This is a genomic window from Clostridia bacterium, assembly GCA_034926675.1.
Classification (GTDB): domain Bacteria; phylum Bacillota; class DTU025; order DTU025; family DTU025; genus JAYFQW01.
In genome coordinates this window covers 24,141-35,860 of record JAYFQW010000036.1, presented here as the reverse complement: position 1 = coordinate 35,860, position 11,720 = coordinate 24,141, and the positions used below count along the sequence as shown (strand labels likewise).

Here is an 11,720-nt window from a genome sequence, read left to right as displayed (position 1 = left end):
GACAGGACTGTCACATGCTATCTCGTCCTGAACGGAAAATACCTGGCCAAGATGGTACAGGAGAACTCGGATCCTGCTCAGACCTACTTCCTGCACACCGACATGGTGGGCTCCATAAGAGCGATCACCGACTCCGCGGGCGAGGTCGTGGCTCGATTCGAGTACGAGCCGTTCGGTCTGCTTACGATGTCCACCGGCCCGATGGCTTCCGGGGCGCACAGGTTCACCGGCAAGCCCGAGGACGGCGCTACGGAGCTCTACTACTTCGGCGCAAGATACTACGACCCCGAGGTCGGGAGGTTCATAAGCGAGGATCCGGCGCGGCAGGGAATGAACTGGTACGTGCATTGCCTCAACAACCCGCTCATGTACATCGACCCCGATGGTCGATGGACGTTTGCCGCTGGCGGCAATGCTATGGCGGCGTTTCTTCTGAAGGTGGGGTTAACAGGCCAGGTAGTGATAGACGGGTACGGGAATGTGGGAATCCTTGTCGCTGCGGATTTCGGAGGAGGAACGCCAAATATCGGGGCGGCTGGCGCGTTCACATTTACTGGAGCAGATACGATATTCGACTTGCGGGGAATCGGATGCGCGGCGGGGGGCAGTGCAGGACCATTGGGACTTGAGGTAACGCGTTCGGATCAGTGCATCGGAGTTACGGTCACTTGGGGCGTTTCAGTGCTTCCAGCAGAAGGGCATGGAACCATTGGCGGCTGTCAGGTCCTCGGAGTAACCGGATGGGTGCGGCGGTTTGTCGAGGATCGCATCGTTCCCTGGATGCTTCGGCAGATGCAGCATCTGCCTGATCCGGCAAAGAGGATCATCATGGATGAACTGGGTATTCCCGCCCGGGCCTTCGGGGGGATGAGCAGTGACAGACCGGATTACCAAAAACCAGCCGGCGGCGCTTCGAGCGGGGTCACGTACTGTGCCGTGTAGCCGTGTAGCCGAATTTTGCCTCGGCCATAGATAATGCAACGCTGGACGGAAGGTCGCATACCTGGTCTTAATGCCTAAGGACCGGCCTTTGTGCAGGAGGGAATGCTCTTGCGAAGAGTATTGCAGGAGTTCATGTCTCAATTCCGTCGCATGTGGAAAGTAGGAAGAAAGAGCATAGCGTATGCCGCCAGGTGGGGAACACTCCTCTGGGTCGGCACAGCCTTGTGCGTGAGTATGGGAATGTCGGACATATGGGGTGTATTGGCAATTGCATTCGGCATATGTCAATTGCACCAAGCTCGTTACGTGGTAAGCCTATTTGACGAGTATCGGGATGCACTACTGCCGTATTTTCACATGGATGCCAGGCAAGTTGATCGCTATATGGTGTGGTGGCGGCACGCTGTAGGCGGAGCGAGGCTCATAGGACTCGTGGCAATCATTGGAGGTGCGTTGTCCACAATAGCTGTTCGAAAAGGGCTGTTATCCTCGCTACGCGCAATCACTGGAGGCCAGCTTATCGCTCACCTAGCCATGATGATCGGCGTACTCGCAGTTCTCAACTCCGCCGCCATAATCCAGCTCACGCCCGAAGGAAGCGTCTGGCGGCAGAGGTACATGCTGTTCTGGTTCCGAGCGTCGGGAGTCATGGTTATTCTCATGGGCCTGCTCATGTCCTATCTCGTGCCTTGAGCGGGCAGGAACGGTGGCCCGAAGGGGCTTCGCAAGGTCGGTTGCTGTCGGGCCCTAGGAATCTGCTCGAAAGCCCTCGCAAACCGGTCGTGTATCGGCAACGGAAATCCGTGTAAGCCGATTTGATAACAAGAGTATCTCTGGATTTCGTTACATTGTACTCCACTTTGCATGCCAATTATAGTATAATAGCATTGTAATACGCAGTTGGAGGTTGACCCTCATGCAAGGCAGGCGCGATGAGCAGACTACGTTCTCTGATGCGTTATGGACCAACAGAATCCCCGAGGACTCCTACTGGTCGAGGATGCGCCAGTATCTGGCGCGAATGGACGATTCGGTGTTCAGCTCTCTTTTCTCTCGTGTCGGGCGTCCCTTGGTATCGCCTGTGCGTACCTTCGGCGCGCTGCTGATTCAGCTTGAGAAAGGCTGGTCCGACCGGGAGTTCGAAGGGGAATCCCGGTTCGACGAGCGATGCAAGTACGCGCTGGGAGTCAGCCGAGACTTCCCCGGAATCGACGCGGTGACTCTCTGCGACCATCGAGCTAGGTTCATGCAATCCGACGAGGAGCAGGCGCCGTTCAGGACACTTACACCCTGCTGCGCAAGGGCATCGTTCGTTTGCTCAGGGTTGCCGAGTTTCACGAGCTTCGCTCCAAGCTTGAACCGGTTCTCTCGCGTCAAGACTACGCAACCGATGCGAAACCCAAGATCAGCTGGGACGATCCAGAGGAGAAACGACGGCTCCTGGAATCTTACGTAATCGACGCGCGCAATCTTGTTGCCACCGCCCGCGCTTCGCGCCCCTTGCCCAAGGATCTGAGTGACGCATGCGACCTGCTTGAGCGCATAGCAAACCAGGATGTGGATGATATCGACGGTCAGATAAGGATGAAGAAGGGTGTCGCCAAGGACAGAGTGATATCAGTTACCGACCCGGACATGCGTCATGGCCGCAAGACGTCGTCGGCCAAAGCGAACGGTTTCAAGGCGCACATTTCCACCGATGGGAACTTCATCGCTTCCGTCGTGGTAACCGCGGCTAACAAGGCTGATGCCGAGCCGTTGCCCGAAGTGCTGAAGCAGTGCGAAGCTAATGAAATGAAGCCCGCGCAGGTTGTGGGCGATAGCGCCCACTGCATCTGGCCGACCAAAGAGAGCATGGCTCACGATGGGATTGAGCTCATCGCGAAGGTTCCGTCGAGGCGAGAGTGGACGGAAGGTATCCCAAGAGCATGTTCGACATCGATACGCTGGCCGGGGTTGTGCGCTGTCCCGAAGGCTCGGAGGCGCGATTCGATCCGTCGGTGATCGAATCGCGTAAGGGGACGGTCGTATGCTTTTCCGACTGTGCGGCGTGTCCGTCCAGGAATGAGTGCACCCAAGCCAGAACGGGACGCACAATATCGATTCACCCTTATGAACCAGAGATAGCGGCGGAGCGGAAGAAGCAGGCTACTACGGAGTTCAAGGAATTCTACGCTCAGCGATCCGCGGCCGAAAGGTGCATAAGCCACTTGACTAGGCGTTGTGTACGCTGAGAACGTTCGGCGCTCATACTTATCCGAGCTCAAGGGCGAGGCAGCCATTTTTGGCCTCATTATGGAAGGCCACGATGCGTCGATTGGGATATGTCAGGTTAAGTTCTCTACGGCTTTGATGCTTGACTTCGGATACCCTCCGAAGAGATTTGCAGAGGATCCTGTGACTTGCATGGATTACGCTGCCAGACACCTGGCGTTTCTCGCCGAAGCTAAGGAGTACGAATCCCCAGAGTTGTGGCTTTCCGATTACAATCGGGGGCTGTCAGAATACACAGACCCGACAGCATACGGCGAGCAGTACAGGAAGGTCGCGCGCCGTTACGGGTTTGAGGCGGAGTAGAAACCCATGAGAATCTCATTTGCCCACATAATCATGGCGCTCTTGGCGATGCTTCTTGTGGCATGTGTATCACTGCCTGCGTGGTACGTACTATCGATTGCCGCGGAGAAAAGGATCGAAGATTGGGAGAACAGGGGCATCGAATGCCTGGGCTGGATTCACCTGGTTCTCGTGTCCGACTTGGAGTGGAGCGCGAAGGAACGCGCCCTTTACGCCATAGAGAAGATACTGGATCCGTCGAGCCTGCGGTACATGGTCGATCAGCTTTACTACGGCCATTGGTGGCGGCAATTCTGGGATGGGTCGGAGTACTATCAGGCGTTCAGGCAGAATGTCATGTACAGCATGCGCTTGTACGGAGATGACGCGCTGCCCGTTCTTGTGCAGGAAGTTGAAGCCAAGGGGCATCGAGTGTCGGATCTTGCGATATGGGCAATTGGGCTGCTTGAGACCGAACCGGCGCGCCGGGTTCTGGAGGAGATGTCTCAAGATCCGTACTGGAAGCCCAAAGGCGAGGCCATAAGGGAGGCGCTGAGGCTCTGGAGCCAACCCCAATCGCCCATGCAGAAGCACACCCTGCAACCTGAAGAAGTCGACGAAGAGCTGGCCAAACTCGCGGCGGCGGCTGAAACGGGAATGGGGCCTCTTGAGGAGATGCACTTCCACGCGGTGATTCGCAGCCTGGGGTCAATGAAGATAGAACGTAGCCGAGAAGTGCTTAGGCGCATCGCGGAGCGGTTCCCAGACCGGTTTGTTCAGACGGCTAGCATCAGGGCTCTTGGCATGATCGGCTCAACCGAAGACGTGCCGTTCGCATGTGGATATGTGTTCGACCGCGACATTGACGTCAGGCAGGAGGCCATAGTGGCGCTTGGGGAAATGGGGGCTGAATCTGCTATACCGCTGCTAGAGCAGGTTCTTGAACTGACGCACGAAGCCCCTCGCAACAAGCGGCTCGCACAGGAAGCAATCCAGGAGATACACCGAGACTAGGCCACGCTGCCGCTTCAGACCGGGAGATCCAAAAGGCGATGCCTTGTTGGCATTTTCTACCGAAGGGTTAGGGTGATCGAAAGCGGCGCTGGCGCGATAACCCTGCGCTCCAGAGATGACATAGTGTGCGAGATGCGGCCTATACCGGAACATGGTACGGCCCATGCTATCTCGCACTGAACGGAAAATACCTGGCCAAGATAGTACGGGAGGACTCGAATCCGTCCCAGACGTATTTCCTGCATGCCGACATGGTCGGCTCGATCAGAGCGATCACGGACTCCGCGGGCGAGGTAGTCGCAAGGTTCGGCTACGAACCATTCGGCTTGCTTACCATGTCCACCGGCCCTATGGCCGCAGGGGCGCCCGGGTTCACCGGCAAGCCCGAGGACGGCGCTACGGGACTCTACTACTTCGGGGCGAGGCACTACGACTCCGGCGTCGGAAGATTCCTATCCAGGGACCCAATATACTATGGGTCAAACTGGTACTCATATTGTAGCTCTAGCCCTCTCGCGTACTATGACCCTAACGGATTACGGGAAGAGCCTGGAACAGGCTCAGGGGTCATACAGTCCGAAGCAGAGCTGCTCATCGTAGAAACGCAGGAGGACTATCCAGGGTTCATCTGGGGCTCCCGCAATCAAGCTCCTTTTCACACTCAGTTCTTCGCTTGGTTGCAGGAACATCCTGAAGAACGAGCGAGGGTGTTTCCTAAATGGTCGTTGAAGCTGGGAGCCAGCGTATCCATCTGGCCATACGGAGTCGCGTCACAGGTAGATACAAGCACCGGCGAGTGGGGTTTCGGCAAGACACTGTCGGCTCAACAGCTTTGGGGTGTCAGCATAGATGTGGAATTGAGCAGGAAGCTATCTGTTGCGGACCCTAGAGTAGAGTTAGCCGTGGGTGCAAACAAGCACATGAGCGTTGGTTCTCTGTGGGACTTGAACGAAGGTGGCGGGACTTCATGGGCAGGCTTGGCACTGCATGGGGGATTAGGCTATGGCCTGCCCATCAACCTGACGATCCCGATACCGAAACACGCCCCCCCGTTCGCTGGCAGCCTCTAGACGCGAAAAGGAGTTGGCATAAGTTGAGATTGCTGGCATTGCTGTTCGGCATCGTGAGCATTCTAGTAGGTGTGCTTCATATCGTCGGGTCGATTCTGGGCTGGAGAGTCTTCACTGATCCACCCGACGAATGGAGTCGGCTCTCGCTTCAGTCAATCGTCAAGATGATATTCGGCCCGGAGGTATTGCGCCCCTTCAATTACGTCATTGGCGTGTTGTGGATTGCAGCGGGTATTGGCGCCCTAGTATCTCTGGCGCGTGGAACACTCAGATTTCGATGAACTCCGCCTCACCAGTTGGAGAGTGGAGTATTCCTTGAGCTCGCTTGCTGAGGTGTTCGATGCCTCAGGAGACGAACGCATCGCGCGGTAACCTCGTGTTGATTCTACCCCTATTTGATGGACACCCAGAACAGTTGCTAGAATGGAGTCAATCGGGAGGGTGTAAAGGATGTCAGACAGAGATCTCCAAAAGACCTGATTCGTTGGGGTTTAGCTGGGTGGATGAGGGCTGCCATGTCATAGTAATTCGCGTGTGCCTACCATGGACGTGCCTATAGGTAGGCAACCCCAAAGTGAAATCATGCTGTCTTGAAGTTCGGCTCGGCATCCACGCGCCTCCTCACGTTCCGCGGTGTGTTGTAGGCGTACACGAAGAACTTACGTATCCTCTGGGGTAGTTCTTTGTCAGCCGAATACGCACTGTCTCGGGCGCAGTAGTCCTTGAGCCATGCCCAGACATTCTCCTGCGGGTTCAGCTCTGGAGAATACGGAGGCAGAAACATGAAATGAAGCCTGCCCTGGTATTTGCTCTCGTACCCAGGCGCTATGGATCTATGGGGCCGGTAGGTGTCCAGAATCACCTAGACTTCCCTATCGCGGTTTATGCGCATCAACTTGTCGACAAACCGGCCTACATGCTGCGACTTCATGCCTTCCCGCAGCGCAGCAGCCCCTTTTTGAAGGACTCCTGGGCCTCCTTGTTAGCCCTTGTGGGACGCTTGGCGCTCCTCTTGTGGGAATGGCCGAGCTTGTGCAGTATCTGCCGGATCCACTCATATGAGTGCTTCTTCCCGTAGGCATCAAAGACGTACTTTTGAAGAACCCGGGTATCCCAACGGTTCTTACTGTATCCATGATCCCTGGGGCTACGATTCCTGACCGCGTCGTCTATGTCTTGAAGCATCTCCTCGGTGAACGAACTCTGGCTGCCGCCTCTATGATCCGCTGCAGCCTCCACGTCTTGTCCGTTCCACCGGTTCACGTACCTCCAGACGGAGACGCGGGAACATCCAAGCGTCCGGGCTATGGTTTCCGCAGGAATACCCTGAAGCGTCATGACTACTGAGGTGAGCGTTTGACGGGTATATGACGTCTCAGCATGCGCCGCAAGCTTCGCAATCTCGTCGATTTCGAGTCCGTTCGTATTCGTTACTCGCATCCTTGGCATTGGCATCGGCAATCTCTCCATTCAGCTGTTGATCATTATACCAGCTGAATAGGCCTATGGGAGCAGGAGACTGTTCACTGCCGGGTTGCTTACCTATAGCAGACAGTTTGCCTGTGGTCGAGAGCGGGTCTGTTGCCATGTCCCTTCGTTCTTGGGGGGAACTTGGGTCCAGAGGGCGCACTTCACCCTGCGGCAAGGCATGCTCCGCACGCGAACCTCTTGGCGTTCACAACCATCATCGTCATGATCACCTGTATCGCAACTTTTGCCTGGCCTCGGTACCGCGCCCTGCCCATTCCGTGCCACTTCTTTGCATCTCCAAATACCCTCTCGACAACTTTGCGCGTTTCCATCGCAGCTTTCAGGCCTCGTGGTCGTCCTGTTTCCAAGGATGGGTTGATGTACAGGACTTTGCGAGTCTTTTCTCCTAGTCCGGAGCTAACGAGGGCTCGCCGTTCCAACTTAACTACGGATACGACTGGATCAGCAGGCTGACTTCCGCCCAGGTTCCGAAGCCCGCGGGAATAGCCACTGTCGCCCACCAGTACGACGGAGCAGGAAACAGGCTGACAGAGATCTGGTCCGATTCCGGGGCCGTGCAATGCCATTACTTACCTGGCAACTACCTGCGGACCCGGGGAGCGGCAACCTACGCCTGGGGGCCATATGGGCAGCTGATCTCCAAGACCGACGTGGCGGCGACGATAAACTACGAGTACAGCGCCCAGCGCCTGATGAATGCGGCGAAGGTGGGCGGAGCGACTGCAGCGAATTACCAGTACGACGCGCTCGGCCGAAGGGTGAAGGCGGTCGAGGGCGAAACGACAGTCGTGACCTTGCACTCCGGAAACGACATAGTGTACGAGGTTCGGAAGGCCCGCCGGCAGGAGCAGGCGCAGCGTGGCGATGTCGGGACTATGGCCGTGGGCGGACCCGGCATCCCTCCAGGAGAGATAGTGGTTCCAGAACCCGATCCAGGCGATCCGCCGACTCCGTTGCCTCCGAACCCTCCGAAACCGCCTCCTCCCCCGCCTCCGCCTGCGCCGGAGTATGACAGGACTGTCACATGCTATCTCGTCCTGAACGGAAAATACCTGGCCAAGATGGTACAGGAAAACTCGGATCCTGCTCAGACCTACTTCCTGCACACCGACATGGTGGGCTCCATAAGAGCGATAACCGACTCTGCGGGCCAGGTCGTGGCTCGGTTCGAGTACGAGCCGTTCGGATTGCTGGCTATGTCGACCGGCCCAATGGCTTCCGGGGCGCACAGGTTCACCGGCAAGCCCGAGGACGGCGCTACGGAACTCTACTACTTCGGGGCGAGGCACTACGACCCTAGGGTCGGGAGGTTCATCAGCAGAGACCCGGTGCGGCAGGAGCTGAACTGGTATGCGTACGTAAGCATGAATCCCATTGCGCACGTGGATCATGACGGATTGCGCGAGGCCATGGGCGCTGACTTACGTGAGGAAAGGGAACTGCGTCAGCAGGAGAGACTTGCATCCCAGGTTACGGGCGCATTCGTGAACGCGGCGCTTGACATGGCAGAGAGTGGAGTTCGGTAAGTTTACGGCGCTGGGCATCCCGGCACGCTGTGAAACACGGTAGTCTCGCTGATACCTTGGTCAAGGGGCGGTGTCGACTGCACCAGGTTGGTGATAGTAGCCGGTCGCCGGGCAGGCATTCCGATTCCGGGGTCGCTGAGCACGGTGAGTATTGCCGACAGCCCCTTCTTCGTCCGTGTCACTGGCGACTACAAACCAGATGATGTTGCTATCCTGGATTGGGATGGAGATGGAAAACCCAATCATGCAGCAATTCACGTAGGCGACGGCAAATGGGTATGGGCATCAAGCGCAAAAGAGGTGGGCAGGGTGATCCGCGTTGACTCGAAGAACCCGGGAGAGTATCTCGCAAACTGGCAGGTAATCGAAGCGGCCCTCTCCAATCCGGCCCGTTCGGCACACTACAGATTGAGCTTCGAGTGCATATATCGCCTCAGGCCATGAGACGGCTGAGTCGGAGAAGCATCAAATGGAGGTGACGAGGGGTGGCCATAGGGAGAGAGATCGTGTTTGTGCTCATTCTCGCAGTTCTGTACTACCCGATATACCATGTAGTATATGGGCCGATGCGTTTGGTCTTGGTAGGATGGAGTCCAATATACATCGGCGCACTAGCAGCGGGGTTAATCATCGGCCTGGCAGGCGCTTTGCTGGGACTGAAGCCTGCATGGAAAGTGCTTGTGTTGCCATTAGTGGCTGAAGCACTTAGCCTTGTAGTCAACCTCGCTGTCTTCGGAGGGCTGGACAACTGGCGACAGGCCATATACGGAAGCGTTGAGGGCGAGGAAGCGAACGTGACCAAGCGTGACCGTGCATTCTCTGAGGCATGGAACGTAAGCGCCGTCAGGTGCGAAAAGGATAGCGCCGCGAGAAAGGCGTCGGAGACAGAGCAGCGCCCCACTTATCGAGGATACGACATAGCAGGCAGACTAAGTGAAGGTTACCTACATAAGTGCCTTGAGACGCTAGGGTTGGACGACTATGCGGTAGGCTCCGTCAACTGCCGGGGAGTAGCCATATCGTCCTCGCTTCAACGATGGCTGAAGTTGGACCCGTTTAGGGAGACGCAGTGCCGCGATTGCAGCATGCTTTCCTCATGTTTGGGAGGATGTCCTCGGAGGTGGATGGCTCGGCAGAGACCATGTTGCCCGTCTGACGTGATATCGCTGGAGAGAGTACTGAAAGATTATTACCTCCGTCACGCAGCTATGCTCTCTGGCGGCACGAGCACCTAGGCACGCAACTCTTTGGTGGGATGCCTAGTGTCTATGCCTAGGCGTTCGGGGATTTCGTTCTTCGCCGAAGACGCGCATCGACACTCATCAGTTTCGCCGAACGCTATAGTGGTTCAGTCTGTACAGTTCTTGTGGTGTGCGTAGCGGTTCGAAGGATCCACTTGCCATCCCAAATTGCGCAATGCGGTCAGGGGAGGGGTCGCAGTGAATGCTAATCGAGTCTGTTTGGCGCTGGGGGTCTTCGTGATCATCACATCTGTTCTCGCGAGCCATTCACGGGCGCAGGCTGAGCGTTTTGTTCTTGGGCCAACTGCGCGGGCCATTGTTGAGGCCAACAGACCCGATACGTCTCAGATGTACGATGTGGCGATGTCCGTGGCCTTCTCTGACCTGCTATTCCCATACAGCGACTTCAGATGCGAACTAGACCAAGACGAACTGGAGGAGCTGGCAGTCAGTCGCCCTGATGGGCCGTCCGCAATCAGCCCCCAAGACGCCATGCGGGAGATTGACTATGTCTTTCGGGTGCTAAAATACGGGTACGCTGGTTACCAGTTCTTCGGCGGTGATGGGGCGTTCGATACCGCGAAGGATTGCATTCTGAAGGAGCTAGGTACACGGTCTGACGGATTGAGTCTTGACGAGTACGAAGCTCTCGTCTGTGGCCATATGGATTTCATCCAGGATGGACACCTCAGCATAGGACGAACTAGGCTATGCAATTCCTATGTGTTGTTCTGGAATCCAGAGCGCGAATTCCAGAGAGACGCCGCCGGGTTCTTCATGATAGAAAACGGGGAAATCCGAAGAGTAGTATCAATCGAAAACGATAACCCGTCCAGCTACCTCAAGCCTTCTATCAACGAGGATGGAGACATCGTGTACGTCTTGGGTACTGTCTGCGAGAAGGCCAGTGCAGCATTCTCGATTGGACTAGAGTACCAGAGTGGACTCTCTGACTCAATTCGTTTGACCCCTATGGCCTCAGTTGCGCAACGGGGACCTGCATATGAACGAGGCATGCTGAGCGGCATGCCATTGCTGAAATGCAGGAGCTTCGAGCCAACCGACGCCAGTATTGAGGCGCTGAACGCATTCATTGATGATGCAGGCCGTCTTCGCAATGAACCCGTGATAATCATAGACATTCGTTCGAACTGTGGAGGTAGTTCGCAGTATGCTATGGCCTGGCTGTGGCGTCTCACTTACCAGCAGCCTAGACCACAGCAGGTTACTGCCAACCTAACAACAGATACCGCCATCGCTTTGCTCGATAATCTGCTTCAACGTTATCCCACCGCAGCGCAGTTGCCCAAAGATGCAGCTGCATTCCTCAGACAGAACGCCCATGAATCTCGCCCGGGCTGGAGCAGTATACATCACGGTGCGGGCGTGGCCTCCAGCGGCGGACCATTCGTCGCGGTTATCATCGATTCATTTGTTGCGTCAGCGGCCGAAACATTCATACTCAGCCTTCGCTATATGGACAATGTGGTGTTTATCGGTGGGAATACTGGCGGCCTGCTATCCGCTGGTGCTGTGGGTCTCTGCCATCTGCCGATATCTGGGGTGACTATGGTGGCGCCAGTGGCTCTGAACCGCTACGAAGATATGACAAACAGAGATGGATTGGGACTGCTGCCAGATTTCTGGGTCGATCCAGATGATGCTCTGGGTCGGGTAATGAGATTCCTCCAGAAGCATCTGGTTTCTGATGATTCCGGCCAGCCTGCGTACTTCGACGCACTCGGGCGGGGATTCCGGCAGTATGCGGCCACCCGTTACGAAACCATTCGGCTGGTAGCCTGACGCGCTCGAGCTACTATTACCGATGTTCTGCATCCTAGTATCGGAGCGAAGCGACGAAGACATCTCCAACGTAGCAC

15 protein-coding genes are annotated in these 11,720 nt (G+C 56.3%); 12 read left to right on the top strand and 3 right to left on the bottom strand.

The annotated features are described in order from the left end of the window. From VB144_09820 to VB144_09785, 8 genes are all read left to right on the top strand, one after another. The coding region (locus VB144_09820) for an RHS repeat-associated core domain-containing protein (GenBank protein ID MEA4883929.1) at nucleotides 1-942 on the top strand (942 nt) is incomplete at its 5' end. Between the two features lie 108 nt (nucleotides 943-1,050). Beyond that, nucleotides 1,051-1,635, top strand: a complete 585-nt coding sequence (locus VB144_09815; GenBank protein MEA4883928.1) for a hypothetical protein — start codon at nucleotides 1,051-1,053, stop codon at nucleotides 1,633-1,635. A 223-nt stretch (nucleotides 1,636-1,858) separates the two neighbouring features. Then, a complete protein-coding gene (locus VB144_09810) occupies nucleotides 1,859-2,398 on the top strand; it encodes a transposase (GenBank protein ID MEA4883927.1) in 540 nt (179 codons plus the stop codon). A 128-nt stretch (nucleotides 2,399-2,526) separates the two neighbouring features. Continuing rightward, a complete protein-coding gene (locus VB144_09805; protein MEA4883926.1) occupies nucleotides 2,527-2,946 on the top strand; it encodes a transposase in 420 nt (139 codons plus the stop codon). 219 nt (nucleotides 2,947-3,165) lie between these two features. Beyond that, entirely contained in the window at nucleotides 3,166-3,519 is a 354-nt protein-coding gene (locus tag VB144_09800) for a hypothetical protein (protein ID MEA4883925.1), read from the top strand. A 6-nt stretch (nucleotides 3,520-3,525) separates the two neighbouring features. Continuing rightward, nucleotides 3,526-4,512, top strand: a complete 987-nt coding sequence (locus VB144_09795) for a HEAT repeat domain-containing protein (protein MEA4883924.1) — start codon at nucleotides 3,526-3,528, stop codon at nucleotides 4,510-4,512. Between the two features lie 125 nt (nucleotides 4,513-4,637). Then, nucleotides 4,638-5,582, top strand: a complete 945-nt coding sequence (locus VB144_09790) for an RHS repeat-associated core domain-containing protein (GenBank protein ID MEA4883923.1) — start codon at nucleotides 4,638-4,640, stop codon at nucleotides 5,580-5,582. Nucleotides 5,583-5,605: 23 nt separating this feature from the next. Further along, nucleotides 5,606-5,863 carry an Imm17 family immunity protein gene (locus VB144_09785; GenBank protein ID MEA4883922.1) on the top strand — a complete coding sequence of 86 codons (258 nt, stop codon included), beginning with the start codon at nucleotides 5,606-5,608 and terminating at the stop codon, nucleotides 5,861-5,863. Nucleotides 5,864-6,162: 299 nt separating this feature from the next. Here VB144_09785 and VB144_09780 read toward each other — a convergent pair whose 3' ends face one another. The 3 genes from VB144_09780 to VB144_09770 all read right to left on the bottom strand — a co-directional run bounded on the left by VB144_09780 (nucleotide 6,163) and on the right by VB144_09770 (nucleotide 7,639). Continuing rightward, on the bottom strand, nucleotides 6,163-6,444 hold the full coding sequence (locus tag VB144_09780; GenBank protein MEA4883921.1) for a transposase: 282 nt from the start codon (nucleotides 6,442-6,444) through the stop codon (nucleotides 6,163-6,165). A 65-nt stretch (nucleotides 6,445-6,509) separates the two neighbouring features. Further along, nucleotides 6,510-7,037 (bottom strand): winged helix-turn-helix domain-containing protein, encoded by a 528-nt coding sequence (locus VB144_09775; GenBank protein MEA4883920.1) that lies wholly within the window; start codon nucleotides 7,035-7,037, stop codon nucleotides 6,510-6,512. Between the two features lie 176 nt (nucleotides 7,038-7,213). Beyond that, the gene (locus VB144_09770; protein MEA4883919.1) at nucleotides 7,214-7,639 is read right to left on the bottom strand and encodes a transposase; all 426 of its coding nucleotides are present in this window, start codon (nucleotides 7,637-7,639) and stop codon (nucleotides 7,214-7,216) included. On the opposite strand from VB144_09770, the gene VB144_09765 reads away from it, so the two are divergent. From VB144_09765 to VB144_09750, 4 genes are all read left to right on the top strand, one after another. Beyond that, on the top strand, nucleotides 7,628-8,599 hold the full coding sequence (locus VB144_09765) for an RHS repeat-associated core domain-containing protein (GenBank protein ID MEA4883918.1): 972 nt from the start codon (nucleotides 7,628-7,630) through the stop codon (nucleotides 8,597-8,599). The genes VB144_09770 and VB144_09765 overlap by 12 nt on opposite strands. 87 nt (nucleotides 8,600-8,686) lie before the next feature. Further along, complete coding sequence (locus tag VB144_09760; protein ID MEA4883917.1) at nucleotides 8,687-9,043, top strand: hypothetical protein; 357 nt, start codon at nucleotides 8,687-8,689, stop codon at nucleotides 9,041-9,043. 41 nt (nucleotides 9,044-9,084) lie between these two features. Next, the gene (locus tag VB144_09755) at nucleotides 9,085-9,834 is read left to right on the top strand and encodes an SPASM domain-containing protein (protein MEA4883916.1); all 750 of its coding nucleotides are present in this window, start codon (nucleotides 9,085-9,087) and stop codon (nucleotides 9,832-9,834) included. A 204-nt stretch (nucleotides 9,835-10,038) separates the two neighbouring features. Continuing rightward, nucleotides 10,039-11,643 carry a S41 family peptidase gene (locus VB144_09750; protein MEA4883915.1) on the top strand — a complete coding sequence of 535 codons (1,605 nt, stop codon included), beginning with the start codon at nucleotides 10,039-10,041 and terminating at the stop codon, nucleotides 11,641-11,643. The last annotated feature ends 77 nt before the right edge of the window (nucleotides 11,644-11,720 follow it).